Source organism: Fusibacter sp. QWL-12 (genome assembly GCF_058683495.1).
Map to the genome: position 1 here is coordinate 3,460,770 of NZ_CM178745.1, position 26,690 is coordinate 3,487,459.

The following is a 26,690-nucleotide window of genomic DNA, read 5'->3' on the forward strand; positions in this document are numbered from 1 at the left end:
CCTATGAAAAAAGTTGTTGCTTATGTAACTCAGACCTGCCCGCATTGCTTAACCGCTAAGAAATTTTTGAAAGAGCATCACATTCCGTTTGAAGAAAAAGATGTAAATTCAGATCCTAAGGCGCTCAAAGAGTTTCAAATGCTCAAATTAACAGGCGTACCTGCCTTTTTAGTCGGTGATGAGCTAATGGTTGGATTCAATGGCGAGCAGTTATTAAGTCGTCTCGATTTTACAGTTGAACCTTGTCCAAATTGTGGTAAATACTATAAGTTACCAAAGGGAAAGGGTCAAATTCGAATTACTTGTAAGGCTTGCGAGCATCAATTTGTTAAAATGACGTGACGCTTTCGAGACTAATAGTGTATAATAAGTACAATTAAGACCATTTATGGTCTTTTTTTATTTGACACAACTTGTGTTGCTGTAAAATCTGAGGACATGAAGTTCTTATCACGTAACTAAGACATCAAATTTAAGTAAATTCATAAGCATGATGACGTAAGATATTTCGCCTGTGTAACAATGGTTATAGCATTGAAAATATTAACTTCTTCAAAAATAAATTACTTAAGGATGGTACATATGAAACCTGAAAACTTTTTAGAACATTCGAAAAAGTCTTGGAAAATGAAGAATTTGAAAATTGCACTTACAATTGTATTAATGGCTTTAGTGATTGCGTTTATAAGTCGTGAGGCTATAATTAAAGTCGTATCAACTCCAGAGTTTAAAACGTATGATGAATTACTAGTTGCTTCAACTCTAAACACAAAGGGCTTTTTTCAAACCTCTTTATCATATGATGATATGTATTACTTTGAAACCGCATTTATTGATGAAAATGATAATGTTGAGCGCTACTATGCAGCGCTAATAAATGAGGATGGTAATTTTACACTAGCTGAGATCCCTGCGGCATTAGCTGAAGATGAAAATACTTCTAATTTAATCGGCAGCTTTGAAGAAATGCCTTCAGACTTATATGGTTATATTACTGAGGAATTAGTGGAACTTGGTTTTACTGAAACAGAAGCGGCTGAAATGATGCCTTTAAATCTTTATAGTGTTAAAGACAACGAGGTGGAAGGTTATGTATTTATTGGAATTTCAGTTATACTTTTACTTGGCTCACTGTTCTTTTTCTTTAGAATGATTCAAGCAGGTAGCGGCTCACTTATTACAAAAAAACTATCAAAATTTGGTGAAGTTGATCGATATATGCTTGATCTCGAAAGAACACCTGTATCAAGTGAACACCCTAATTTAGCGATTTCTGGCACTAATTATATTTTGTTAACGGATAAGAATGTAGAGTTTATTCCAATTAGAAATGTAATTTGGGCATATGAATACGTGAAGAAGAAAAAAGCGTATATGGTTGTGACCGTTTCAAAGCAACACCACCTTGTTTTAGTGGATCATAATAAAAAGCATTTTGCCCCTATGAAGATGGATGAAGTAAATCAGGCTTTGCATTTTATTAATAAGACAACCCCTGGTGCAGTTATCGGATACACAAAAGAGATTGATAAAATGTATAGCAATTCAAGAGAGGCTTTTATTAATTCTGTTTCTACTCAAAAGCAGTCAATCAATGTAGATGAAGGATTTGATTTAGAAGGGAAATATTAATGATTTACGATTATAAGTTGAAGGATAAAGCAATTTATTTGCCAAAGGCAAAACCAGAGTTAATTATTCTACCACCTATGAACTACATTATGATCGAAGGTCAAGGATCACCAGATGCACCTGAATTTTCAGAAAGAGTTGAAGCACTTTACGCAATTGCTTATGCAATACGAATGTCTTACAAATCAGAAAATATACCCAATGGGTATTTTGAGTTCAAAGTTTTTCCGCTCGAAGGGATATGGGACTTAATCGATTACTCTAAAGGTGCTGAAGAAAAAAACAATTACAAATACACACTTATGATACGACAACCTGAGTTTGTAGATATGACAATTTTTGAATTTTTTAAAAAGGTGGCAATGGCTAAGAAAAAAACCAACTCCTATCTATCTGAAGTTGGTTTTGGACAAATTGATGAAGGAAGCTGCTGTCAAATGATGCACATTGGTCCATTTTCAGAGGAAACCAAATCATTTGAACAAATGGAAGCAGCAGTGAAGGTGCTTGGTTTTGAGAGAAAATCTAAAGTTCACAAGGAGATTTATTTAAGTGATCCAAGAAAAACCGCTCATGATAAAATGAAGACTGTACTAAGATTTCAAGTTATTCATCCTCAGAAGTAGCTTCAGGAGTAGCTTCTAGTGCAATCTTTTCAAGTTCTTCTTCACTAATTGGGTCCTTTGCTTCAAAGTAAGCATCTAGGATTTCCTTGGCTTTTTCAAAATCTTGATCTTCAACATAAAGATCGGCACCAAACATAGACATGCCTGCTGTAATCATAAGATAATCACCTGTTTCTCTATGCTTTGCGAGCAGATCGACGCCATTGTTTTCAAGCATTTCACGAAGCATGTCTATTTCATAGTTTTCATCAAATGTAGTTAAATAGGTCATAATATACTCCTTTATTCGTTTAAGTATATTGTACCCAAATTTATAATAGTTACACAGACAGAAACAAATATATCAGATAGGTAGGAGACATCATGGATTTTATTGAATTATTAAAAGCGTTATTTTTTGGAATCGTTGAAGGAATCACAGAGTGGTTACCTGTTAGTAGTACTGGGCATATGATTTTGTTAGATGAGTTTATAAAACTCGATGTATCTGCGGCTTTTTTAGAGCTTTTTCTAGTCGTTATACAATTGGGTGCAATTATGGCTGTCGTTACGATATTTTGGAGTAAGCTATTCCCATTTAAAAAAGGCAATGGTCTGAAAATTGACCGTCCAATTATGATGATGTGGATTAAGATTGTGGTGGCATGTATACCAGCAGCTATAGTTGGACTTAAATGGAACGATGAAATTGACGCATTATTTTATAATTATTTTGCAGTATCAATTGCATTAATTGTGTTTGGTATCGCATTTATTATTATTGAAAATCGACATAAGGGAAAGGCTTATCAAATTAATTCAATTGATGAAATCAGTTTTAAGACGGCTTTTCTAATAGGGATATTTCAGTTACTTGCAGCTGTATTCCCAGGTACTTCAAGATCAGGAGCTACCATATTAGGTGGTTTAATTCTTTCGCTCAACAGAACTGTAGCCGCTGAGTTTACATTTTTTATGGCCGTGCCTGTTATGTTTGGGGCGAGTCTTTTAAAAATTCTAAAATTTGGATTGGCCTTTTCACAGAGTGAGTTACTTATTTTATTAATTGGCTTAATCACTGCTTATCTTGTATCTGTTCTCGTCATTAGATTTTTAATGACCTATATTAAAAAACATGATTTTAAAGTGTTCGGATGGTACAGAATTGTTCTGGGCTTAATTGTATTAGGTTATTTTTCAATTTTTTAAACCTTAATAGAAATGGTTTAACAAACTATATCACGTTGATTATTCAAAGATGTCTCTAGAAGAGGCATCTTTTTTAGTATAGAATAAGAGTAAGATATTTACATAGAAATAAATACATAGAAATAAATACATAGATATAAATACATAAAAACAAATACATAGCAAAAATAAATAGTAAAATTAATAGTAATAACATACTAATATCAAATATTATTTAGCATAAAAAATGAATACATAAAATTATAACTGATAATTAAATGACTTGAACTGAAGTAAAGGAGGCAATAGCAGACCTATGACGAAGTGGTGGCAGGAAGCAATTGTTTATCAAATTTACCCTAAAAGTTTTCAAGACAGTAATGGCGATGGCATCGGGGATTTAAATGGTATTATCAAGCGATTAGATGAGCTCGCTGATCTGGGCATTAATGTAATTTGGCTGAGCCCGATCTATGCATCTCCAAATGTAGACAACGGTTATGATATCAGTGACTATAGAGCGATACATTCTGACTATGGTACGATGACGGATATGGAACAATTGATTAAGCTTGCAGCCGATAAGGGGATTAAGATTATTATGGACCTCGTAATTAATCACACTTCAGATCAGCATGAGTGGTTTATAAATAGTAAAAACCCAAATAGTGAGTATCGTGATTATTATTATTGGAAAAAGAGTGAAGAAGGTAAAAAGCCAAATAACTGGACCAGTTTTTTTGGAGAGGATTGTTGGGCTTATGATGCTTTATCTGATGCCTATTATTTGCATCTCTTTGCTAAGGAACAACCTGATTTAAACTACCACAATCCCAAAGTGCTTGAAGAGATTAAGTCGATTATGAAGTTTTGGCTTAATAAAGGTATTGCAGGATTTAGATGTGATGTTATCAATATTATTTATAAAAACTCATTAGAGAACGGTAGAAAAAGGCTGATTTTGACGGGGAGAGAGCACTATCTTTCTACTGATGGTATGCATTCTATTCTACAGACTTTGAAAAAAGAGATACTATCTGATTATGATGCTTTTACAGTGGGAGAAACGGTTTTTGTCACCCCTCAGATGGGGAAAGCACTCTGTGATGAGAGTCGTGGCGAACTTGATACGATATTTTATTTTGAACATATGGAAACCGACCGGTGGTTTGTAAAATGGTTTAAAAGAAAATTTAATCCGCTTAGGTTGTTTAAAGTTCTAACGAAATGGCAGCAAGCATTGGAGTGGAACGCAATTTATTTAGAGAACCATGATCAACCTCGAAGTGTGAGTCGGTTTGGAGATGTAGAAGATTATTGGGAGGCTTCAAGTAAGCTTTTAGCGACGCTTTTATTGACACTTAAAGGGACACCTTTTATTTATCAAGGACAAGAAATTGGCATGACGAACTTTGATTTTACTAATATGTCTGAGCTGAGAGATATTGAGTCTTTTAACATAGATAGACTAGGTAAGAAGCTTCATTTTCCCAAATCGTATAGATGGTATATGATGAAGCATTGTTCTAGAGATAACGCTAGAACGCCTATGCAGTGGTCAAGAGAGCGAAATGCTGGCTTTACAGAGGGAACCCCTTGGATTAACTTAAACAAAAATCATACTAAAATCAATTATCATGAACAGACCCATTCGCCACATTCTGTTTTAAGCTATTATAAGAAATTGATTCGATTGAGAAAAGAGCATGTTGCGTTGACTTTCGGTGAGTTTGAGTTAGTCAGTCAGCAAGCAAGTGTTTACATCTATAGACGTAGACATGAAAATGAGACTCTAACCGTTCTTTTGAATTTTAGCAATAAATCACAGACGATTTCAACACTAGGACCAATTTTAACATCCAACTATGATAGAGAGTATTTTGATGGTTTAATGATGCCATATGAAGCAATTATTTTAAAATAGTGGAGGCAATTATGGAGACTAGTTTTAAAAGAAATAAATGGAGTTTTGGTCTAGGCACAATTGGCAGAGATATGGTATATTCTCTGATTAGTATGTATCTTGTTTTTTATCTAACAGATATTCTTAGTCTTTCTAATAAGGCGATGTGGTGGATAACGGCTATTATGCTTTTTGCAAGGGTTTTTGATGCGCTTAACGATCCAATAATGGGCGTCATCGTAGATAACACAAAATCAAGGTATGGGAAGTTTAAGCCTTGGATTTTACTTGGTGCACTTGGATCTGGTTTACTGACAATCTCAATATTTTTTGATTATCATGTATCTGAGTCAACCTTTATTCCTATCTTTGCTGTTTTATACTTACTCTGGGGGATTCTCTTTACCGCAAATGACATATCGTATTGGTCAATGATGCCTTCACTTACAACAGATGCACATGAGAGAGAATCGATTGGTTCGATTGCTAGAATATGTGCCAATATTGGACTATTTGCAGTGGTCGTTGGGATTATACCAATTACAGAAGCTTTGTCTAAAACGGGAAGCGGTGGTTTTTTTGTATTCTCAATAGGCGTTGTCGCTATTATGTGGGTTGGTCAGTTGATCACTCTGATAGGCGTAAAACAACCTCAATTGGTTTTAAAGACACCTGAGCCAACCACTTTAAAAGGCATGGTGAAAGTCATCTTTAAAAACGATCAATTGCTAATAACTGCAATCTCAATGGCGTTATTTATGATCGGCTATGTTACCACGACCAGCTTTGGACTTTATTTCTTTAAGTATGCCTATGGTGACGAGTCGATGTATGCCATCTTTGCCTTGATACTAGGTGTCTCTCAAATTGCGGCTTTAGCAGTTTTTCCTAGAGTGGCAAAAAAATATGCCAGAGCAAAAATTTATAAAATTGCTACTGTTGTCGTTGTAATTGGATATATTGTCTTCTTTTTCGCACCAATGAACATGTTGTTTATAGGAATTGCTGGGATCTTACTTTTTGTAGGTCAAGCATTTATTCAAATTCTTATGTTGATGTTTCTTGCGGATACAATAGAGTATGGTCATTATAAATTAGGCAAAAGAAACGAAAGTGTAACCTTTTCAATTCAACCCTTTATTAACAAGATGGGTGGTGCGGTTGCCAGTGGTGTAGTAGGTGCAACGGTTATATTATCTGGTATAAACGATGCGAACTCAGCCGCTGATGTTTCTTCTGAGGGGTTATTAATGCTTAAAGTTGCTATGTTAATTTTCCCGCTGATTTGTATCATTTTGGGGTATATTTTGTATAGTAAGCGTTATATAATTGATAAAGCGCTCTATGACGACATCGTTAAAGCGTTAAAGGACAAAGGTGAGATTGCATAATAGACATATCAATTTTAAAGTTAGGAGACATCATGATCAAGTTCATAATAAGCAAAACGATAAAAGACTATAAAAGTACTGAGAAACCAAGTGTTAGGGAAGCATATGGCGTCATGTCAGGGATTGTGGGCATCATCTGTAATCTATTTCTATTTGGTTTAAAGGTGACTATAGGATTGCTGACTGGCAGTATCGCTATTTTATCTGATGGTGTAAACAACTTATCTGATACTGGTTCATCAGTGGTTTCTGTTGTAGGTGCTAAATTGAGTGGCAGGGATGCTGATGTTGAGCATCCATATGGACATGGTCGTTTTGAATATGTCGCTTCATTGATTATTTCATTTTTGATTATGATGGTGGGCTTCGAGCTCTTTAAAGAGTCCTTAAGTAAGATTAGAAATCCTGAAATCATTGAACTCAGCACTAAAATGGCAGTGATTCTAATTTTATCAATAGGGATAAAAATTTGGATGTTTACTTATAATCGCTATATCGGGAAATTAATTGATTCAAGCATGAACCGAGCTGCGGCAGCTGATAGTTTAAATGACGTAGTTGCAACCTCAGCAGTAATAATAGCAACTATAGTTGGCGCTTATTTCAAAGTGCCACTTGATGGATATGCTGGTATTATCGTGTCTTGCTTGATTATGTATACGGGATTTGGCGTAGCAAAAGAAACCGTTAGCCTACTTTTAGGTATGTCTCCAAGTGAAGAAACCGTTGAAAAAATAATGTCTATAATTACTTCTTGTGAGGACATTCAGGGTGCACATGATCTTAAAGTACATGATTATGGTCCTGGAAGGAGTATCGCTTCAATTCATACAGAACTTTCCAACAAAACAGACATTGTCAAAGCACATATGATAATTGATCGATTGGAAAAACAAGTAATGAAAGAACTGGGCATTGATTTGGTAATCCATGTGGATCCAATAGGCGAGGGTGAAATTGGTCCTATTGATTAAGAATAATATAATTTAATACGATACACTTTATTACAACACACTTCAATACAAAAACCCAATCCGTTTCAATGGAACAGATTGGGTTTTCTAATTTCTTTGTTAGCATCAAGCTTGTAATTTGTAGCTCTTAACTTTTAACTCTTAACTCTTAACTTTGAAATCCACTAATCAACTCATTTAGATCAATAACCAATCGCCTTAGAACTTCGTTAGTATTAGCGAGTTCATTGACGGTTGCAAGAATTTCTTCAGTTGAAGCAGAGGTTTCTTCTGTACTTGCCGCATTTTCCTCTGCTATGGAGGAAAGAGAATGAATGACATCTAGGACATTGCTTCGATTTGATTCCATTGAAGCGCTTATCTGACTTAAGCTCTTGATTTCATCTTCCATATGGTTTAAAACACTGACGATCTCATTGTATTTTGACTCTGTTTGATTGACATTATTGCTTTGAATAAGGAGTGCTTCTCTAACGATGTCACTTTTTTGTTGAGCGGTTTTTACATTTGACACCAAATCGGTTAACATCGTGTCTATAATGGTTGTAGAATTAGCAGTTTGCTCAGCTAATTTTCTAATTTCATCTGCAACAACTGCAAAGCCCCTCCCAGCTTCACCAGCTCTTGCTGCCTCTATCGCCGCATTGAGCGCTAAAAGGTTGGTCTGATTAGAGATTTCTGTAATCAATCGGCTGGCTTCACTAATTTTCTCTGTACTATCCTGTGTTTGATTGATGACAGCGAATATATCTTCAAATAGAACCGTATTTTTTGTGGTTTCAACACTGAGATGATTGACCAATGTTAGCCCTTCATTCGTCAATTTAGCAATATCATTGCTCATATGATTCAAACGACCTGTATTATCTGAATTACTCTGAATCAAATCACCAAGAACAGTTACGTTAGCAGTTGCATGTTGTGTATCTACAGCTTGTTTCGTTGAAGATGTGGCAATTTCATTAACTGCTTCCGACACCTCACCTAAAGCAATATTGATTTCATCGGAACTCACTTTTAAGAAGTCAGAGGTTTCATCTAAATTGGTGACCGTATCATGAACGGTTCTAACTAGGTCAGTTAACATGCGATCTACATTATGTGCTGCATTGGTTAACGTCCCAAACTCATCTTTGCTTTTTAAACTGAGCTCATCATAACTGTTATTCAGTTTTTTAGATGAAAGATTACCGAGTGAATCTGTTATATGTGCGACACTTTTTCTCATAATGATAATAATTAGGATCATGAAAATGGTAATACCAATTAGTGCTAATACACCGATCAATACCATAATTAATAGGGTGTTTCTAGCTTGGTCAGATAATTCTTTTGATTTATCAAGTCCGTATGTTTCTAATATCTCGGTCAAAGTATTGATCGACTCTCTAGCAATTGAAAAATTCTCTGAAGCAACAGCTTCATCGAGTGTTTTTGTTAATGGATCAAAAGCATTTAACCAAGTATCGAAAGCAATGTTAAACTTATCATGTAGATTGGCTGCATTTTCACCAGTGGTTGGATGCTTTCGATCATTATAAAGCTCAGTATCCTTTTCAATTATTGAGAAAGCATCATTAACTCTTGTTGTTACTTGATCGGCATTCTCCAAAAAATCATTAACTAAAGCTTGTTGTTCTTCAGAAGATAAGCCATTGGTCAAGACCAATTGTTTTTGAGCTACGTCAGCCTGATAAAAATCACGATCGGCATTTAATATGAGTGCAGTACTGACAAAAGTGGTATCATAAATAATTGCTTTATTATCTCGATTGATTTTGTTTAGTTGAATGCTGGAAATAGTTACAAATATTGCAAAAACAATAAAAAGAGGTAAGACCATAACGACCAATTTTTTTGTGATGCTCATGTTACGTATCATAAAAGCCTCCTAAATAGATCAATTATGCCTAATCAATACCCGTTTACAGAATAGTTAACCAGTTAATGTAAACTTGGTATTGAGCAAGATATAAGTCTATTTAGAGAGGCTAAAATACTCTGAAGCATGTTTTGAATATAATGGGAATCGTGTAACATTATCTAAAATTTAGGTTTTTATATTAAAAGTTAGAAGCAATCAAATAAGTATCAAGCCACGAGAACTAATGTGATTGGTTATTGATTAGCGTATTAACTTTGGTTTGTTTAATAAAGATCCATGCTAACAAATACGCGAATGCAGTGAAGACAAAGGTCACTTTAAAGCTGATTAGATCGATCAGTCCGCCAATGAAGAGTGGTCCGGTGATGGCAGCTAGAGACGAACTGAAATAATAGAGACCTGTGTATATACCAATTTTTGCTTCACTGGTACGTTCAACCACCATAGGATAGGAATTGATGTTAATCAAAGCCCAAAAGAAACCGCCAATTAGCATTAGCCCCATCATGAGGATTTGATTAAATGGGAATAATGTCCCCACTGTAGCAAGTAATAAAAAAACAAAGATATCACCGACTAAGCCAATTAATATGGTCTTACGCTTACCGAGCTTTGTACCAATAAACCCGGCTGGAATAGCAAAAACAAGGAATGAAAGTGCAAAGAACCCCAATATTAAAGAAGCATCAGAAGCTTCTAGTCCTAAAAAGTGGACGCAGTAATTACTAAAAGTCGCTTCAACACCTTGATAGCCAACAAACCAAAAGAAAATTGCCATTAGGATGTAGAGCGTTGTACGATCGGAATCCTGTATAAGTTCTTTAACTGAAGAGATTAGGCTAATTTTTTCTTCAGCTGCTTTTTCACCAATTGCAGGTTCCTTAATAAATTTAAGTAGCATCAATAAAGCAAAGATCATCATAATTGCAGTAAAAATGAATGGATAGTTATGATTGGCTTTGTAGAGCATAGCACCACCAATAAGGACAAAAACAGAGGCTAGTCCACCCATGAAATTAATGATACCATTGGCTTCACTTCTAAGTGGAGCAGGTGTTATGTCAGGCATTAAGGCAACTGTAGGCGCTCTAAAGATCGCCATTGCAAAATTCAATACGGTGATGATTAGCATAAAATTTAAAAAACTGGTATAGTTAGGTAAAAGTATAAAAGCTACTGCAGAAAGAGGAATCCCGACCATTAAATAAGGCATCCTACGTCCGAACCGCGTATGCGTTCTATCACTCATCGCAGCGACAAATGGAATTAAACTGACTGCCAAAATGTTGTCTAAGGTCATAATTGCGTTGATTTGAAATTGACTGTCTAAGAAATCCCTAAGAAAAAGTGGGACATAGACGTTGTAGAGCGGCCAAACTAAACTAACAGAGAAAAATCCAAGTCCTAGTAAAAACGTTTTTTTGATATCCAGTTTCATAAGGTTCTCCTTTTTCGATATTTAGTTAGGATAAGTGCTATACTGATTTACTGTTATTATAATTCAAATATAAATAAATTGCATCTTTAAGAAATTTGTAAGAAATTAAACCATAATATTTTAAGACTCTTTGGATATACTCACATTAAGATTCTGAAAGGATAATAAAATGTCTCAAGAAAACATATTAGTAGTAGATGATGATCAAGAAATAGCAAGAGCCATTTCAAAGCTTCTCTCAATTGAAGGGTATACTCCTTATTTGGCTTATAATGGGCTAGAAGCACTAGATGTGATTATGACAGAGGATATTCATCTCATTATTTTAGATGTCATGATGCCAAAGCTAGATGGTTTATCAACAACGATGAAAATTAGGGAGAAAAAGAACATTCCAATTATAATTCTCTCTGCAAAAAGCGAGGAATCCGATAAAATTCTTGGGTTGTCAATGGGTGCAGATGATTATGTGACCAAACCATTTTCACCTCCTGAGCTAATTGCAAGAGTAAAGAGCCAATTGCGACGCTATTTAACTTTAGGCGATGCCAATAGCAGCAATATTGAGCAAATCTTAGTTAATGGTTCTCTCAAGCTAGACTTAGAAGGCATGCAACTTTATGTGGATGGTGAACCTGTAAAGCTGACAGCTAAAGAACTGAAAATCATGGAATTACTCATGTCAAATGTCGGTATCGTTTTTTCTGCAGATAAAATTTATGAGAGAGTTTGGAATGAGAAACCATATGCGGCTGAGAATACAGTCATGGTTCATATTAGAAGAATACGCGAAAAAATTGAGATTAATCCTAAGGATCCAAAATACTTAAAGGTGGTGTGGGGGATTGGATACAAAATTGAAAAGTTTTAAATATGCGATGACGTTAAAGGTGATTGCTTTTCTGCTCATTGCGATATCATTAACTACGATTGTTTTAGAGTTTCAGTATCTTATGTTTTCAGATATTCCTCTTGAGTCAATTTTAGTTTCAAGGTATAAAGACAGTACTGAGTTTCTTCAAACCGATGCAAGAAAAGCGATTATATTGGTAACCGATTCGATAAATGGCAAACAGTCGTCTCAAGCGAACAACCTAGGTGAAGGTTATTATTATTATATTACAAATGGCGATGTACTTAAGACGAATTTAGCAGATGGCTCAGTAGAATTTTTTCAAAATAATAAAGATACCTTTTTAATAACAGATGGTTATTGGCAGTACCAAAGAAATACTTCTTATGTCTATCGCCCTGACTTTATATCGAGTAATGTCGAAGGTTATATTGCATTTACAACAGATTTTCTTATAAATAAACAAAACCAATGGAATACCTATAGAACTGAGGTTCTACCAATAGTCTATAGTGTTTTAGGCGCTTTAGCAGGCAGTTTGCTTTTGCTTATCTATTTGACGGTGGTTGTGGGAAAGTCACACCGTCAAGGCGAAGTGCAGCTCAATTGGTTAGATCGAGTCCCCTTTGATTTGTTAACAGGTATTTATGTTGGTGTTATCGCTGTTTGGGGCGTCATTATCTCAAATGCTTTACCATATCGAAATGCTTACGTCAGTATACAATTAACGTCTATGATCATTATTGGACTGACTACATTTTGCTTTTTAGTTGTATCAGGACTTTATTATCTGTCTTTAGTGCGTCGAATTAAAGGAAAGACTTTGATTAATAACACCATAATTTATAGGGTGTTGTTTGGCATTTATGATTATTTTAAAAGCTTGTTCGATGGCAGACAATTTAAGTCTAATAAATTAACCGAACAGCTTTTTTATAGACAAATGTTATTCATTGCACTTTCTTTTATTCTAGTATTTTTAACGTTTGTATTTATGCTCTTACCACCAATGTTCATATTGCCACCGCTTGCTGAAATTCTTTTAATCTATTTTTACGTTAAGGGAAATCGTAAAACATTTGAAGCAATAGATCGCGGTTTTAATGAGAGTATTGAAGATCAAATGAAGGCAGAGCGACTAAAAATTCAACTGGTAACCAATGTGTCTCATGACCTAAAAACACCTTTGACTTCAATTATCAGCTATGTTGATTTGCTTTCTAAGGAGGAAGGGCTTTCTGAGACGGCAATGGATTATGTGAGAATCTTAGCTGATAAGTCAGATCGTTTGAAAAATATTGTATCTGATTTGTTCGATCTAGCTAAAAGTACATCTGGTAACATTCAAATGCAGATGGAAAATATCGATATAAAAAAATTAGTTGAGCAAACACTTGCAGATATGTCTGATGAGATTGAGAAATCAAATCTTCAGTTTAAAACGAAATTACCCGAGCACTCTGTTATGATTCATGCAGATGGTCAAAAATTATATCGTGTTCTACAAAATCTTCTTGGTAATTCATTGAAATATGCGCTTGAGGGAACCAGAGTATTTATCGAAATAGATGAACAAGAGCGTAAAGCGATTGTAACTGTGAAAAATACTTCGAGCTATGAGATGAATTTTACAGAAGCGGAAATTATGCAAAGATTCACAAGAGGAGATGACGCCAGATCATCTGATGGTAGTGGACTTGGTCTTTCAATCGCTGAAAGCTTCACACATGTATGTGGTGGAAATTTCGACCTACAAATAGATGGCGATTTATTTAAAGTTATATTAACCTTTAACACTATAGATCATATGGAATAACAAATTCGGAGAGGCTGCAAATCTTATGGATAGGATGGGCAAATTCTCCGTTTTATTTTCTTAAAATTATTATGATGTAAGTGTCTATTTTTATTTTTTTGGTGTAATATATAGGTATAAGCATTATAATGGAGGACACGGTTATGGTTAAGCATGCTAAAATATGTATCCCATTAATGGCAACTAATATCGACGTACTAGATAAAGAATTAGAATATGTTATAAGCAAACGACCAGACCTAGTTGAGTGGCGCGTCGATCGTTTTTTAGCAACGCATGAAACATGGTCGTGTAACGATTTGCTAGAACCATTGACATTAATAAAATCAAAGCTAATGGCTTATGAAATTCCTGTTATTTTTACCTTTAGAGGACATCGTGAGGGCGGCTTCCTCGTCGTAGAGGATGCTATGAGACTTAATTGTATCTATGACATTCTCAAACAGTTTGAACTTGATTTTGTGGATATTGAGTTAGATTTATACGAGCATTATAAAGATATCGATGAAGGAGATATTGTAACGGCATTGTTTAAAAACTGTGTTGATTTAGCGAGAACAAAAGGAACTAAATTGATTCTTTCTCATCATGATTTTGATAAAACACCTTCCTTCGATGAAATGATAGCAACTATTAAACGTGGTCAGAGTCTAATGGGCGACTATATTAAGATGGCTTATATGCCGCATTCTGCTAACGAAGTACTAAAGTTGCTTGCAGCCTGTGATTATGGTACGAACGTGCTGAATCAAAAGATGATCACGTTATCCATGGGTGAGCGAGGACGAATTTCTCGAGTCATCAGTGGAGAGTTTGGCTCAGAAGTTACTTATGTAAAAGGCTTTGAAGCATCAGCTCCGGGACAAATGACGATAGATGCACTTAAAGAGAGCTGGGCATCAGTTTTAATGGGATAAGGGTAGAATTATGTTGATAATGGCCAATCGCATACGTTTAAGACCACTTAAGCGAACAGATGTTGAATTATTGTATGTTCAGTTCCTTAATGATGAAAATCTTTTACACTATTTAGATGTAAGTTATTGTGCAGATATAGAAACTGCGCAAGCATTTGTTGACACAACAGTTGAAAAAATACAATCCATTAATTGTCCTTATTATCAGTTTTGGGTGATTGAATCCATCGAAACAATTAATGAAATTAATTCAGTTGAAACATCTACCTTTATCGGGTGTATTTGGAGCACAGAGGTCGATGCAATTAAACGAATGGTTGAACTTGAGTTTTTCATCGTCAAAAGTGAGCAAGGAAAAGGCTATATGACTGAAGCACTTAGGGCATTAATTGAGCATTATTATAAATATACAGACGTGTTTAGAATTGAAGGCGTATGTAATATTGAAAATACTCTTTCTGAAAAAGTCATGTTGAAAGTCGGAATGCAATTTGAAGGTGTCCTTAGAGGCCGTGCCTTAAACTTAAATGCATTTGGAAATCCAGGTGATTTAAAGATATTTTCAATTATAAAAACAGATTAAAAAATCCTACATGCAAGTCTTAATATTCAACTTGAATAGTGACTCGCTTGTAGGATTTATTTTATGAGGTATAAACTGCAAATTGGCTGTTATACATTTCTGCATATAGCCCATTTTTATTAAGCAACTCTTTGTGTGTGCCTTGTTCGACTATTTCTCCATGATCGACTACAACGATGACGTCAGCATTTTGAATCGTTGATAGTCGATGTGCGATAACAAAGCTCGTTTTACCAATCATTAAATCTCTCATGGCTTCTTGAATCTGAATCTCAGTTTGTGTATCAACATTAGAGGTTGCTTCGTCTAAGATCAAGATTTTAGCATCTAATAGCATTGCTCTAGCAATGGTCATTAACTGTTTCTGACCTTGTGAGATATTAATCCCTTCTTCAGTTAAAAGTGTGTCATAGCCTTGTGGTAAATGGGTAATGAAGTTGTGAATTCTAGCGGCTTTTGCTACTGCAATGACTTCATCAAGTGATGCCTCAGGTTTCCCATAAGATATGTTTTCATAGATGCTTCCTTGAAAAAGCCATGTATCTTGCAAAACCATTGCGAATCCTTTCCTGAGAGAAGTTCTTTGATAATCTCTAATATCAGTATCGTCGATTAAAATCTGACCTTCGTTTGGGTCATAAAAACGCATTAATAGATTGATTAGAGTCGTTTTGCCAGCACCTGTTGGTCCCACTATTGCCACAAGTTGACCCGGTTTAACATCGAGGTCTAGTGATTTGATAATCGTTTTATCAGTGGTATAACCAAAGGTGACGTGATCAAAGCTGACATGGCCTTTAACGGTGCGTTCACTTAAATCAATTGCATTATCTGAATCTGGTTTCTCAGGGAACTCATCGACGACTCTAAAAACACGTTCAGCAGCTGCTAGTGCAGATTGGAGTTCGCTAATGATATTGGCCATTTCATTGATCGGTCCTGAAAACTTTCTAGAGTAGAGAACGAAAGAGGATACATTGCCGATTGTAAGCATACCATATAGATATAATAACGCCCCAAACATGCTAACTAATGTTAACGATAAATTGTTGATGAAGTTAACAGAAGGTCCGACGGTACTACTGTAATACTCAGCATTATAAAAGGCTTCAACCGCGTCATCATTTTTATGATCAAATCTTTTAATCATTACATCTTCTTGATGATAGACCTTTATGACCTTTTGTCCAGAGATGACTTCCTCTACGAAGCCATTGAGCTCACCCAGTTTTGCAGATCGTTTTCTAAAAAGTGGGCGTGTCTTACGACTCATGAAACGTGTAAAAAAAATAGAAATAGGAATCGTAACTGCAAAAACGAGAACCAAATAGGGTGAAATGGCGATCATCATCGCAAGTGAGCCGAATACAGTAATAATGCTTGTAAAGACTTGAATGACATCATTTGATAAAGAAGTGTTTACTGTATCGATATCGTAAGTGAGCTTACTGATAATGTCACCTGTCTGCTGAGTGTCAAAATAGCCAACGGGTAAGTTAGACAACTTATTAAACACATCTGTTCTCATCCTTTGTATGACCATTTGACTAATCTTAATCATTAAAATTGCCAATAGATACGAGAAAAGCGATGCAAGTGTATATAATACTAGCATTTGTACAATGTATTTGAAAACGAGTGGAAAATTGACATTACCAGGTGATGCGCCATATGCATCGATTGCTTTACCAGCCAAAGAAGGTCCAATGAGAGATAGGATATTGCTACTGAAAGTTAGTATTAGCGCTAAAATTAATAATCCTCTGTATTTTAGCAAATAATTGCCCAAACGCCTAAGTGTTTTCCTTCGATCCTGAGGTTTTTGATGACTTGATTTGGCTGGAGTAGGTGATTTATCAGATCGCGTCATTTATGTCACCTCCTAACTGTGATTGACAGATGGCACGATAGCTATCGTTGTTCTGTTTAAGCGTTTCATGTGTCCCTGAAGCCTTGATTTCGCCATCTTCCATAACCAAAATAAGATCTGCATGCATAATAGTACTTACACGTTGAGCGATGATGATGGTGGTTGTTTGTGTGTAATGTTCAGAAAGTGCTTTTCTAAGATATGCATCTGTACGATAATCTAGTGCGCTTGAAGAGTCGTCCAAAATGAGAATTTCAGGTTGGGATGCCAGTGCTCTAGATAGTAAAATTCTCTGTCGTTGTCCGCCGCTCATATTCATACCTTTGATACTCAATCTGTGATGCCAGCCCTCTGCAAGTGAATCGATAAACTCTGCAGCTTGTGCGGCTTGAGTGGAGAAAAGTAGATTTTCAACAGGCAACTCTCTTCCAAAGTCAATGTTTTCCATAATAGAATCAGCAAATAAGATATCACTTTGGAAGACGATACCAAAGAGTCGGTGTAAAGTCTCACGTTCAATGGACTTAATGTTAGCGCCATTAATTCGGATCACTCCTTGATCGACGTCATAAAGTCTCAGTAATAATTTAATAATACTTGTTTTACCGCTTCCAGTTGGTCCGATGATGCCAAGGGTTTGACCTTTTTCAAGTTTAAAAGTAATGCGATTGAGGTCCGCTTGATTTTTATGATAAGAAAAGACCACATCATCGAATTCAATATGATATTTTGTATCTTTAATTGGATGTTCTTCAATAGACAGCTCTTCAGGGGCATCTATGACTTCAACGATTCTCTGGAAGGATGCAAGTCCTTTGGATGCTAAAACAAAAATACGGCTGATGGAGAGCATTGCATTTAGTATAATCGTAAAGTAAGTTAAGAATGCAATGACAACACCAGGCTGAGACAGACCCAAATTGACACGGTATGCACCGACTAGGATAACGCCAGTTAGGCCAAGATTTAAATATAGGTTCATCATTGGGTTTGTGATTGCCATCGTATAACCCACTTTTTTCTCTCGATTAACCACATCGCTACTAAAGCTGCTAAAGCGATTGCGTTCAGCATCAGATTTTCCTAGTGCTTTTATGATTCTTATGCCAGTTATGTTTTCACGGATAACGCGAACCATTTGATCAACCGATTTTTGTAGGGATTTATATAGTGGAATTCCTTTTTTAGAAACGATATATACCGTTGCAAATATAAAAGGTTGAACACCAATTAACACAAGTGCAAGCACTGGATCAATCGTTACGGTAACGATAATACCACCAAGTAATAGTATGGGTGCTCTTACTCCCAAACGCTGCATCATTCCAACCATATGGTGTACGTGATAAGTATCTGATGTTAGCCTAGAAACGAGGGAAGGTATCGTAAATTTGTCGATTTGACCACAGGATAAGTAGACAATTTTAGAAAATAAATCATGACGAATTTGCCTTGTTGTTTCGGCAGCAACTCTAGTTGCCATGCGGTTAGCCGTTATGTTTGCAATGATAGCAATGCCGGCACAAATTACCATTGCGCCACTCCAATAGATGATATGTTTTATCTCACGGGTAGGAACGACATCGTCAATGATATGCGCAAGAATCCACGGTATCAGTAGATCCATAATTGTACCCAAAAACTTAATAGAAAGCCCAAGTGACATTCGTGGTAAAAATGGCTTTAAGTAGTCAAAAAATCGTTTCATATGATCACCTTATTAGTTGTTAAATGATGAAATCATTTAAAGATAAAAAAATATTACCATACCCGAAAGATTATGTCAAAGCACTAAAAGAAGCAAAAATCCCCTCGTATTAATAGGTGAAATACAGTATAATTATGACTAGAACTAATTTAGGAGACAGTGATGAAGGTCAATTCGAGAAAAGACAAAATTAGAAGATTTATGAGATCAAAATATTTAATTAGAAGATTAGTCATTATAGGTATTGGTTTGATACTTATTTATATATTAATCTCAGGTATTGCAAAGGGGTTATTTCCTTCCGATGATTCAAATACAAAATATCCATTAGGTGAAACAGAAGCTTCTGAAATTAATTCAGATGTGAACACTGAAGATCAAACTGATGCAAGTGAAGTTCAAACAGAAGAAAGAACTGAATCTGATACTGAAACAGATGGGGATGGTGGAACTGAACAAGGTACTTCTGAATCACAAGTGCAACAGGGTACACCTACTGAAAATCAAAACGATTCTAATACGAGTGAAAGTACACAAGGTTCGCAAGGAGAAAATAATATGACATTTAATACAGTTGGATTTAATATCGCATCTTACGAAACAAGATATATAGCATACGCATCTAAATACCCAGATTTATCTGCCGAACAGGTTGTATTAAAAGTAAATACAAATTTAGATCAAGAGTTTTATACCAACATCTCAGAGGCAATAGAACCAAACTCGCTAGAAGTTTTGTGTAATAAGTTTTATCAGTTATCAAGCTCGTTTGAACCGACAGATTTAGTGAGCGTAAAGGATGGCTACTATGTTCAGGATGGTAAAAGCTATCTATTATCACAAAGAGCTCTAACTGCTTTTATAGAAATGTCTGATGCAGCAAAAAAAGATGGCGTTTCAATAAAAATTATATCCGCTTATAGAACCTATAGTTATCAAGAAAACTTATATAATAAATATACAGCCAATAATGGAAAGGCAGCTGCTGATCGATTTTCAGCTAGACCTGGACATTCTGAACATGAAACTGGACTTGCAATTGATATCAATGATGTTGCTCAAGCCTTTGAAAATACAGAAGCGTTTCAGTGGCTTTCTGAAAACAGTTACAAATATGGCTACATTCTCAGATATCCGAAGGGCAAAGAAGATACGACAGGGTATATGTATGAGCCCTGGCATTATCGTTACTTAGGAGCTGATTTAGCAACAAAAGTTCATAATTCAAATCTAACTTATGATGAATATTATGCAAAATATTTGCTTAAGGATTATGTTGAGTAAGCCGAGCAATTTTTGTTTCAAAGTTGTGATAACTAAAAAATGTGAGTATTTAAAGTAGTCATGATGCATTTTTTAATGCAATGAAGTCATTTAAAGATTCAGTGAGATAAGAGAGAAAAGGAAATGGTTATGCCAAAAAAAGAGAATGATATGATGAATAATGAAAAAAACAATCAAAAATTGAATAATGAAGATCGCTGTGATTGTAATGTTATGCATCAGGAAGCGATTGATTTAGCAAAAAAATACATGCCTGAGTCAAATGTTTTAGCTTCGATGGCAGACTTTTTTAAAGTTTTTGGCGATCCTACAAGAATTAAAATTTTGACTGCACTTACAGAGACTGAACTGTGTGTATGCGATATTGCATTTATTTTAGGGATGACTCAAAGCGCGATCTCGCATCAGCTCAGAGTTCTTAAACAGGCGAAACTAGTTAAATCTAGAAAAGAAGGCAAGGTTGTGTACTACATGTTAGATGATGAGCATGTAAAACAAATTATCGATTTGGGGACGGTTCACGTCGTTGAATAGGAATTAAAATATTTATGAAAGGAGATACTAGATATGAAGCATAATATGAACCACTTCACTAGAACAGCTGTATTATTATCATTAGCACTTATCTTTCAAATTGGCTTTAATCAATTTGCACAGCCAGCGGTTGGTCCACTTGTCAATATGACATTAATTGTTGCGACTTTAATCGTTGGTCCTTTATCTGCAACCTTAATTGGGGTACTAACACCTCTCGTCGCATTCCTGCTTGGAATTATGCCATTATTACCAATCGTACCATTTATCATGATTGGAAATGCAATTTTTGTCTTTTCATTTTACCTTGTTTCGAACAAACGTGGTTTTTTGTTTGAAGGAATCGGTGTTGTTGTCGCAGCGTTACTTAAAACTGCCTTTTTAGCTTTTTCTGTACGCTATTTGGTAATCAATTTTGTTGCGAAAGTACCACCTAAGCTAGTGACTGCACTTTCTCTTCCTCAGCTCTACACAGCTTTGATTGGTGGCTTTTTAGCGATTATTATCGGACGTTATCTAATAAAAGCTATGAAACTTGAGAAAAATAAGTAGTTAACTCATTTTTAAACCGTACCAATAATGAGTATATTGAATACATTAAATTTCAAATCCCGCTTTCAACGATTGAAGTAAACCCCAAGTATTTGACAAAATATGTGGGGGGCAGTTCAGATGGTGAAAGTGGGATTTTTATTTAGATCCATTTTTCTATGATTTTAGTAAATCTATCTGAAAAGTGGGGCTAGAAATTATGAATTTGAAGGTGTGGCATCTGTATAAATGAGGTTCATTATGTTATAATAAGATGTTTATTAAATGCAAACGAAAGGCGTGTGACGTATTGAAACTATCAGATAAAACAAAAAAAAGAATAAATATATTAATGCTGTTAAGTCATACTGCAGTTTTAATTTACTATATTCTTTTATCCAATAAAGTGGTTCAAACGATTAAACCTCTACCTACAAGTGATTTCATCTATTATTGGAATCTGGCTTCAGATTTATCTATCTATCATAAAGGTGGCATTATTGGATTTATTTATGCACCATTTAAAGCCCTCGGGATAGCGCCCTATAATGCGGCATGGTTAGTCAATACGCTTTTTTTAATCTTAGTTTATTTGGTAACCTGGTTTGGTTTAAATAAATCAGACATATATAAATCAGACATAAATCAATCTGTAATAAAACAAGTCCTTATACAAATATTTTCAACTTTTGGCTTTTCGGTTTTTGCACTTTGGAATACCGGCTATGCGGGTATGGTGAATGCTGATTTTCCAAATGTCGCTTTAATTTTAGCTTTTGTCAGATTTATGAGTCTTTATTTTGAGTTAAAAGATAAAAGAATGGCTATTTTGAGTGGTTTATTTTTATTTCTCGCAGTTGCACTTCGCGTTAAAACGGGATTAGCGCTTGGTATCATGACTGGGGCCATAATTGTCTTTTATTTTGGTGCTTTAAGAAGAGACATTCGGGTGAAAGTATTGATACTTACAGTATGTGTCGCAGTTGGGTTTGCAGCAATAACAGAGATTATGCTGAGAGCACAATCCGATCGACCACTTGATGTCGCTAGACAGGGCAGATTGCAGTTATACACGGGACTATTATATACCGAGACCGGCAATATGTGTGGCCGATGGACGAGAGAAGCTTTTGATAAAACGCTTGAAGAAATTAACGACCCTCTTTTAACCGTTATCAATAGGCATTTAAGTGTAAAAAGTAAAGCTTATCTATTATCCATCGTTGGATGCAAGCTTCAGCATGTTATAGAATATGATGAATTTTCATTTAGAGAATTGTTGGCATTCGGTGTGAAACATCGAAGCTATACAGAAGCCGATTTAGAAATCGTTAGAAAATATGAGAAAGTGGAAGAAAGCAGAGTCATTTGGTTTAAATGGCTGACGCTAATCGTTAGTTTGTTATTGATAATCCGACATAAATTTAAAGGTAGAAACTTAAGCTATTTACCTGTTTTTATCTACGGTGCATTTATGATACTTCACAGTGTTTTTGAAATTCAAGCGAGATATATGGCAGAGCCTTTACTTTGGACATTCTTTGTCGCAATAATCATCTTTAAATATGAAACAGAAGAGGTAAGTAAACTTGGATAATAACCTTAAAGAAGAGTTTAATTTTAAAAAGAATCTGAATAAGAACCATACAGAGAATCAAATTAAGAAGTCTACTAACGGCTTTAATTTGAGGATTGTTTTATATGCATTGATACTGATTAAGGTTGTGAGTGCGATCTTTTTAATCGATAATAAAATGATGACTACGGTCGCATCATTTGTGTCTCATTTTTCAATAAGTGAGAATCCATGGAATTTCTATTTAAGTGAAGGAAATTTATCTGTGTTTCCCTACCCATCTTTAATGCTCTATATTTTTAAAGTCTTCTTTTTACCAGCAGAACTATTGAGAATTGAGAATAAGTGGCTACTTAATGGTCTATATTTGTTGCCGATTCTCATAGCCGATCTTTCGATTTATTTTAACTTAAATCGATTGTTTCCAAATAAAAAGGGGAGGCTGTTGTTCTTTTACTTTGCTTCTCCAGTGGTATTTTATGCAAGCTATATTTTGGGGCAACTCGATGTTATCGCGGTTGCGTTTATTATATTTGCACTTTGCGAGCTAAAAGAGAAACGGTATTTAAGACTTGGGATAATCTTAGCTCTTGGTTTTGCCGTTAAGCTACCGGTTTTATTTTCTTTACCTCTGGTTCTTATCTATCTATTTAGAACGCTTCAAAGGGATCGATACAGAAGAATCGCTGAAATGCTGATTGCGTTTGTATTGACGAGCTTAATGATTAATTTACCATTTCTATTCAGTGAAAGCTTTATAAAAATGGTTTATTTCAATCCTGATCAGAGCTTGTTGTATCATCTCTATCTGCCTGTTGGCTCATTTAAAATCTATATTGCTTATTTGGCAATCCTAGTGATATACGCAAGGTTTTTAATGTATGAAAAAATCAATCGTGATTTACTGCACAACTTTTTAGCGGTTGTTTACACAGTGTTTGTTTTGTTAGTACCCCCATCGGAGAGCTGGTATGTTTGGAGCTTTATCTTGTGTGCTGTACTTTTCGTAAGTCTCCTTGATAAAGTTAAAATTTCTTACTTGCTTAGTCTAGGTTTTTCATTATTATATTTATTGACCTTTGTTGGTGGCAGCTATATTCATAATGACAATATATCAAATTTGATTTTTACGACATTAGAAGGCGCTTTGTTCTTCATCGTCTATGTTTTATATAAGTATGGCATTAAATCAAATCGCGTCTATAAGAAAAAGGAGCATGCGACTCTGATTGGCATCGGTGGCGACTCAGGTGTGGGTAAGACGACTGTAAAACACTGTATTGAAGCTTTAATCGGCAATGAAAATATAGTTCCTATTGAGTCCGATGGTGATCATAAGTGGGAGCGTGGCGATATCAGTTGGAATACCATTACGCATTTAAACCCTAAGGCGAACTATCTCTATAGACAAGCGCAATATCTTAAAGCACTTAAAAATGGTAGTGCCATCGAACGCGTGGAGTACGATCATGATACTGGCGCATTTACTGAACCAATCAAGGTTTATCCAAATGACTTTATCATCGTTGCGGGACTTCATCCATTTTTCCTACCACAAACTAGGAAGCTAGTGGATCTTAAAATTTATATTGATACGGAAGAGTCTTTAAGAAGACACTGGAAAATCAAGAGAGACGTTGCATCGAGAGGTTATTCTATCGATCAAATTCAAAAGCAGATTGATGCAAGAGTTGAAGATGCACAAAAGTTCATTACACCTCAAAAAAATTATGCAGATTTGATCATAAGATATTATTCTGATGATGATTTCGAAATGGGTGGATGTGTTGATCCTTCCTTAAAGCTTGAGCTAATGATGACGTTAGAAGTTGATGTTGAACCACTTTTGGATCAATTTACTTCAAACGGGATTGATGTCGTGCATTATTATGATGCAGACTTAAAATTCCAACACATTCATTTTAATAGAGAGATTGAATCAATGTTAATAGCTCAGTTTGCTGAGAATTTCATCGAGAACATTGAGGAAATCGTCAATGGCCATAAGATTAGATGGGAAAATGGGTACCATGGCATCATTCAATTGTTTACTTTAGTTTGGCTAAGTCATCAATTTAAAAAGGGAGAAGAGAATGAACTATAAAGGAATATTATTGGATCTAGACAATACACTTTACAATTATGATCAAGCTCATGAAATTGCGCTTGAAAGTGCTATGAGTTTGTTCGCTGAAATGACTGCTCTTGACGTTCAATTCGCATATAAACTCTACAAGCAAGCTAAAACTTCAAGTCATATAGAAAGAATTGGTCAAGCGGCTTCACACAGTAGAATTTTCTACTTTCAAAGAATGCTTGAGATGATCGGCGCGTTTGATTTTGCAAGTGTAACAAAGCTGAACCACAATTATTGGGACGTATTTTATAAACAAATTACTTTGGAGCCTTTTGTCTTGGACTTTTTAAAAGAGATTAACGTTCCTAAGTGTATCGTTACTGATTTTACTGCATACGAGCAGTATCGTAAAATAGAAAAACTAGGTATTGGTGACTGGATTGATTTTTTAGTTACTTCAGAAGAAGCTGGCGTTGAAAAACCACATCCTTATATCTATATGAAAGCACTAGACAAAATGCAGTTAAAACCAAATGAAGTCATTATGATCGGTGATTCTCTTAAAAAGGACTGTCTTGGTGCAAGTCAACTTGGTATTGATAGCATCTACTATAAAGGAGAGAGAGAGTTTGAAGATTTAAGCAAAGGCATTCATCCTTTGAAATCTTTCTTTGATATTATTCATTGGTTGGAATAGGGAATTCAGATGTGTCGCAATAAGGATAGATTGATAAATGAGGATACTTTAAAAAAGGAAAATTTGATGCATGATGATACTTTTAGAAAAGATAGGACCATAGAGGATGTTAGTAATATGAGTAATACGAAAAAAGATTTTGAAAAAATATCAACTTTGAAGTCGCTTTGTCACCTCTACGCTGATAGATTGGATCAAATCCAATCAGGAGGTGGTAATGCGTCGGTTAAGTCGATTGATGAAGATTTATTATACATTAAGGCATCTGGTTATCTAATGAGCGATGTGAATAAAGAAACGGGATTTAGCGTGCTTAAACTCAGTGAAATCAATGCATTATTGATGGATGTAAAAAATGGCATCGTCGATTTGAACGATGAAGGATTACAGAATAGCCGCTTAAGTTTAGCGAATCAGTCTACACTTAGACCTTCCATAGAAACTTACCTACACGCAATGCTTTCTAGCCGTTTGGTTCTACACGTACACTCGTTTGCAGCGATGTTTTATGCGTCTTCAAAAGACTTTAATAATCGTTTGAATCAGGGCGAATTAACCGCAATGTTTTCGGATGCTGTTTTATTGGTACCGTATCACAAGCCAGGTATATCGCTTGCTTTAGCGATGCTTGAGAAGCTCGAGATCTATCGTAATAGGTTTAATAGCGAACCAAAGTGGATCGTTCTCCAAAATCATGGCTTGATCATAATGGGTGATTCTGTTGAACGGATCGAACAACGTAATCTCGAGTTTGAAAACTTACTATTAGAAGTGCATCCTGCTTTAGTCAAGATGATATCTCCTTACCAGATGGTGACCGATATTAAAAACGCACTTCATCAGATAGACACATCAAATGCGTATTTTGTTAGATATTCAGGAATTCAGCTTCCAGACTCTTTGAATCGCATCGCTTTTTCTTTTCCAGATGCAGTGGTATTTTGCGGTCCAGAAATATTATATGTAGACGATAGCGCTAAAATGAATGAAATGCTTAGCGCGTTTTACCGTGAAAACGGAGAGGCACCTAAGGTTTTGATCCTTTTAAATGAAGTCTATGTGATCGGCTCTGACCTAAGAAAACTATACGAGCTTGAAGATGTTCTCAAGATTCAAATGAAGTTAAATGAAGCCTTAGGAGACGAAATCTTTGGCTTGAATGATTCTGAAATAGAGACTTTAACCCACTGGGAAGCAGAGAAATACAGAAAAAAATTAAAAGTGTGAG

General features: G+C 35.3%; 23 protein-coding genes. 18 read left to right on the plus strand and 5 right to left on the minus strand.

Annotation, left to right across the window (positions count from 1 at the left end):
• The first annotated feature begins 3 nt into the window (after positions 1 to 3).
• The 3 genes from AC4PID_RS16630 to AC4PID_RS16640 all read left to right on the plus strand — a co-directional run bounded on the left by AC4PID_RS16630 (position 4) and on the right by AC4PID_RS16640 (position 2,258).
• Positions 4 to 342, plus strand: a complete 339-nt coding sequence (locus AC4PID_RS16630; protein ID WP_492133113.1) for a glutaredoxin family protein — start codon at positions 4 to 6, stop codon at positions 340 to 342.
• 240 nt (positions 343 to 582) lie between these two features.
• Positions 583 to 1,632, plus strand: a complete 1,050-nt coding sequence (locus AC4PID_RS16635; RefSeq protein WP_492133114.1) for a DUF6709 family protein — start codon at positions 583 to 585, stop codon at positions 1,630 to 1,632.
• Positions 1,632 to 2,258 (plus strand): GyrI-like domain-containing protein, encoded by a 627-nt coding sequence (locus AC4PID_RS16640; protein WP_492133115.1) that lies wholly within the window; start codon positions 1,632 to 1,634, stop codon positions 2,256 to 2,258. Before AC4PID_RS16635 ends, AC4PID_RS16640 begins: the two co-directional genes overlap by 1 nt.
• Here the strand turns inward: AC4PID_RS16640 and AC4PID_RS16645 are convergent.
• Complete coding sequence (locus AC4PID_RS16645; protein ID WP_492133116.1) at positions 2,239 to 2,529, minus strand: putative signal transducing protein; 291 nt, start codon at positions 2,527 to 2,529, stop codon at positions 2,239 to 2,241. The two genes, AC4PID_RS16640 and AC4PID_RS16645, sit on opposite strands and share 20 nt — an antisense overlap.
• A gap of 92 nt (positions 2,530 to 2,621) precedes the next feature.
• On the opposite strand from AC4PID_RS16645, the gene AC4PID_RS16650 reads away from it, so the two are divergent.
• The 4 genes from AC4PID_RS16650 to AC4PID_RS16665 all read left to right on the plus strand — a co-directional run bounded on the left by AC4PID_RS16650 (position 2,622) and on the right by AC4PID_RS16665 (position 7,693).
• A complete protein-coding gene (locus tag AC4PID_RS16650; protein WP_492133117.1) occupies positions 2,622 to 3,446 on the plus strand; it encodes an undecaprenyl-diphosphate phosphatase in 825 nt (274 codons plus the stop codon).
• Positions 3,447 to 3,741: 295 nt separating this feature from the next.
• Complete coding sequence (locus AC4PID_RS16655; protein ID WP_492133118.1) at positions 3,742 to 5,349, plus strand: alpha-glucosidase; 1,608 nt, start codon at positions 3,742 to 3,744, stop codon at positions 5,347 to 5,349.
• Positions 5,350 to 5,360: 11 nt separating this feature from the next.
• A complete protein-coding gene (locus AC4PID_RS16660; protein WP_492133119.1) occupies positions 5,361 to 6,719 on the plus strand; it encodes a glycoside-pentoside-hexuronide (GPH):cation symporter in 1,359 nt (452 codons plus the stop codon).
• Positions 6,720 to 6,751: 32 nt separating this feature from the next.
• The gene (locus AC4PID_RS16665) at positions 6,752 to 7,693 is read left to right on the plus strand and encodes a cation diffusion facilitator family transporter (protein ID WP_492133120.1); all 942 of its coding nucleotides are present in this window, start codon (positions 6,752 to 6,754) and stop codon (positions 7,691 to 7,693) included.
• Between the two features lie 148 nt (positions 7,694 to 7,841).
• Here AC4PID_RS16665 and AC4PID_RS16670 read toward each other — a convergent pair whose 3' ends face one another.
• Together AC4PID_RS16670 and AC4PID_RS16675 are read right to left on the minus strand one after the other, a co-directional pair.
• Complete coding sequence (locus AC4PID_RS16670) at positions 7,842 to 9,575, minus strand: methyl-accepting chemotaxis protein (protein ID WP_492133121.1); 1,734 nt, start codon at positions 9,573 to 9,575, stop codon at positions 7,842 to 7,844.
• 223 nt (positions 9,576 to 9,798) lie between these two features.
• Positions 9,799 to 11,016, minus strand: coding sequence for an MFS transporter (locus AC4PID_RS16675; protein WP_492133122.1), 1,218 nt, complete (start codon positions 11,014 to 11,016; stop codon positions 9,799 to 9,801).
• Between the two features lie 169 nt (positions 11,017 to 11,185).
• Here AC4PID_RS16675 and AC4PID_RS16680 point away from each other — a divergent pair, with 169 nt between their 5' ends.
• From AC4PID_RS16680 to AC4PID_RS16695, 4 genes are all read left to right on the plus strand, one after another.
• Complete coding sequence (locus tag AC4PID_RS16680; RefSeq protein WP_492133123.1) at positions 11,186 to 11,887, plus strand: response regulator transcription factor; 702 nt, start codon at positions 11,186 to 11,188, stop codon at positions 11,885 to 11,887.
• Positions 11,874 to 13,685 (plus strand): sensor histidine kinase, encoded by a 1,812-nt coding sequence (locus AC4PID_RS16685; protein WP_492133124.1) that lies wholly within the window; start codon positions 11,874 to 11,876, stop codon positions 13,683 to 13,685. The genes AC4PID_RS16680 and AC4PID_RS16685 overlap by 14 nt, the downstream gene beginning before the upstream one ends.
• A gap of 143 nt (positions 13,686 to 13,828) precedes the next feature.
• Positions 13,829 to 14,602: a type I 3-dehydroquinate dehydratase gene (aroD, locus tag AC4PID_RS16690; RefSeq protein ID WP_492133125.1), complete on the plus strand. Its 774-nt coding sequence runs from the start codon at positions 13,829 to 13,831 to the stop codon at positions 14,600 to 14,602.
• A gap of 19 nt (positions 14,603 to 14,621) precedes the next feature.
• Complete coding sequence (locus tag AC4PID_RS16695; protein ID WP_492133126.1) at positions 14,622 to 15,185, plus strand: GNAT family N-acetyltransferase; 564 nt, start codon at positions 14,622 to 14,624, stop codon at positions 15,183 to 15,185.
• A 61-nt stretch (positions 15,186 to 15,246) separates the two neighbouring features.
• Here the strand turns inward: AC4PID_RS16695 and AC4PID_RS16700 are convergent, their stop codons facing one another.
• Both AC4PID_RS16700 and AC4PID_RS16705 read right to left on the minus strand, forming a co-directional pair.
• Positions 15,247 to 17,055 (minus strand): ABC transporter ATP-binding protein, encoded by a 1,809-nt coding sequence (locus tag AC4PID_RS16700; RefSeq protein WP_492133127.1) that lies wholly within the window; start codon positions 17,053 to 17,055, stop codon positions 15,247 to 15,249.
• Complete coding sequence (locus AC4PID_RS16705; RefSeq protein WP_492133128.1) at positions 17,042 to 18,763, minus strand: ABC transporter ATP-binding protein; 1,722 nt, start codon at positions 18,761 to 18,763, stop codon at positions 17,042 to 17,044. The genes AC4PID_RS16700 and AC4PID_RS16705 overlap by 14 nt, the downstream gene beginning before the upstream one ends.
• A gap of 162 nt (positions 18,764 to 18,925) precedes the next feature.
• Here AC4PID_RS16705 and AC4PID_RS16710 point away from each other — a divergent pair, with 162 nt between their 5' ends.
• From AC4PID_RS16710 to AC4PID_RS16740, 7 genes are all read left to right on the plus strand, one after another.
• On the plus strand, positions 18,926 to 20,047 hold the full coding sequence (locus AC4PID_RS16710; RefSeq protein ID WP_492133129.1) for a M15 family metallopeptidase: 1,122 nt from the start codon (positions 18,926 to 18,928) through the stop codon (positions 20,045 to 20,047).
• Between the two features lie 153 nt (positions 20,048 to 20,200).
• Positions 20,201 to 20,581, plus strand: coding sequence for an ArsR/SmtB family transcription factor (locus tag AC4PID_RS16715; RefSeq protein WP_492135394.1), 381 nt, complete (start codon positions 20,201 to 20,203; stop codon positions 20,579 to 20,581).
• Positions 20,582 to 20,614: 33 nt separating this feature from the next.
• Entirely contained in the window at positions 20,615 to 21,133 is a 519-nt protein-coding gene (locus AC4PID_RS16720) for an ECF transporter S component (RefSeq protein WP_492133130.1), read from the plus strand.
• 331 nt (positions 21,134 to 21,464) lie between these two features.
• Complete coding sequence (locus tag AC4PID_RS16725; RefSeq protein WP_492133131.1) at positions 21,465 to 22,709, plus strand: hypothetical protein; 1,245 nt, start codon at positions 21,465 to 21,467, stop codon at positions 22,707 to 22,709.
• Complete coding sequence (locus AC4PID_RS16730; protein WP_492133132.1) at positions 22,702 to 24,792, plus strand: hypothetical protein; 2,091 nt, start codon at positions 22,702 to 22,704, stop codon at positions 24,790 to 24,792. Before AC4PID_RS16725 ends, AC4PID_RS16730 begins: the two co-directional genes overlap by 8 nt.
• Positions 24,782 to 25,462 (plus strand): HAD family hydrolase, encoded by a 681-nt coding sequence (locus AC4PID_RS16735; protein WP_492133133.1) that lies wholly within the window; start codon positions 24,782 to 24,784, stop codon positions 25,460 to 25,462. The genes AC4PID_RS16730 and AC4PID_RS16735 overlap by 11 nt, the downstream gene beginning before the upstream one ends.
• A 117-nt stretch (positions 25,463 to 25,579) precedes the next feature.
• The gene (locus AC4PID_RS16740) at positions 25,580 to 26,689 is read left to right on the plus strand and encodes a class II aldolase/adducin family protein (protein ID WP_492133134.1); all 1,110 of its coding nucleotides are present in this window, start codon (positions 25,580 to 25,582) and stop codon (positions 26,687 to 26,689) included.
• Position 26,690 lies beyond the last annotated feature (1 nt).

Bases quoted from the DNA above. Each gene is read 5' to 3' on its own strand.
- AC4PID_RS16630 (WP_492133113.1), top strand. From the start codon at position 4: ATGAAAAAAGTTGTTGCTTATGTAACTCAGACCTGCCCGCATTGCTTA.
- AC4PID_RS16635 (WP_492133114.1), top strand. From the start codon at position 583: ATGAAACCTGAAAACTTTTTAGAACATTCGAAAAAGTCTTGGAAAATG.
- AC4PID_RS16640 (WP_492133115.1), top strand. From the start codon at position 1,632: ATGATTTACGATTATAAGTTGAAGGATAAAGCAATTTATTTGCCAAAG.
- AC4PID_RS16645 (WP_492133116.1), bottom strand. From the start codon at position 2,529: ATGACCTATTTAACTACATTTGATGAAAACTATGAAATAGACATGCTT.
- AC4PID_RS16650 (WP_492133117.1), top strand. From the start codon at position 2,622: ATGGATTTTATTGAATTATTAAAAGCGTTATTTTTTGGAATCGTTGAA.
- AC4PID_RS16655 (WP_492133118.1), top strand. From the start codon at position 3,742: ATGACGAAGTGGTGGCAGGAAGCAATTGTTTATCAAATTTACCCTAAA.
- AC4PID_RS16660 (WP_492133119.1), top strand. From the start codon at position 5,361: ATGGAGACTAGTTTTAAAAGAAATAAATGGAGTTTTGGTCTAGGCACA.
- AC4PID_RS16665 (WP_492133120.1), top strand. From the start codon at position 6,752: ATGATCAAGTTCATAATAAGCAAAACGATAAAAGACTATAAAAGTACT.
- AC4PID_RS16670 (WP_492133121.1), bottom strand. From the start codon at position 9,575: ATGATACGTAACATGAGCATCACAAAAAAATTGGTCGTTATGGTCTTA.
- AC4PID_RS16675 (WP_492133122.1), bottom strand. From the start codon at position 11,016: ATGAAACTGGATATCAAAAAAACGTTTTTACTAGGACTTGGATTTTTC.
- AC4PID_RS16680 (WP_492133123.1), top strand. From the start codon at position 11,186: ATGTCTCAAGAAAACATATTAGTAGTAGATGATGATCAAGAAATAGCA.
- aroD (WP_492133125.1), top strand. From the start codon at position 13,829: ATGGTTAAGCATGCTAAAATATGTATCCCATTAATGGCAACTAATATC.
- AC4PID_RS16695 (WP_492133126.1), top strand. From the start codon at position 14,622: ATGGCCAATCGCATACGTTTAAGACCACTTAAGCGAACAGATGTTGAA.
- AC4PID_RS16700 (WP_492133127.1), bottom strand. From the start codon at position 17,055: ATGACGCGATCTGATAAATCACCTACTCCAGCCAAATCAAGTCATCAA.
- AC4PID_RS16705 (WP_492133128.1), bottom strand. From the start codon at position 18,763: ATGAAACGATTTTTTGACTACTTAAAGCCATTTTTACCACGAATGTCA.
- AC4PID_RS16710 (WP_492133129.1), top strand. From the start codon at position 18,926: ATGAAGGTCAATTCGAGAAAAGACAAAATTAGAAGATTTATGAGATCA.
- AC4PID_RS16715 (WP_492135394.1), top strand. From the start codon at position 20,201: ATGAATAATGAAAAAAACAATCAAAAATTGAATAATGAAGATCGCTGT.
- AC4PID_RS16720 (WP_492133130.1), top strand. From the start codon at position 20,615: ATGAAGCATAATATGAACCACTTCACTAGAACAGCTGTATTATTATCA.
- AC4PID_RS16725 (WP_492133131.1), top strand. From the start codon at position 21,465: ATGCTGTTAAGTCATACTGCAGTTTTAATTTACTATATTCTTTTATCC.
- AC4PID_RS16735 (WP_492133133.1), top strand. From the start codon at position 24,782: ATGAACTATAAAGGAATATTATTGGATCTAGACAATACACTTTACAAT.
- AC4PID_RS16740 (WP_492133134.1), top strand. From the start codon at position 25,580: ATGAGTAATACGAAAAAAGATTTTGAAAAAATATCAACTTTGAAGTCG.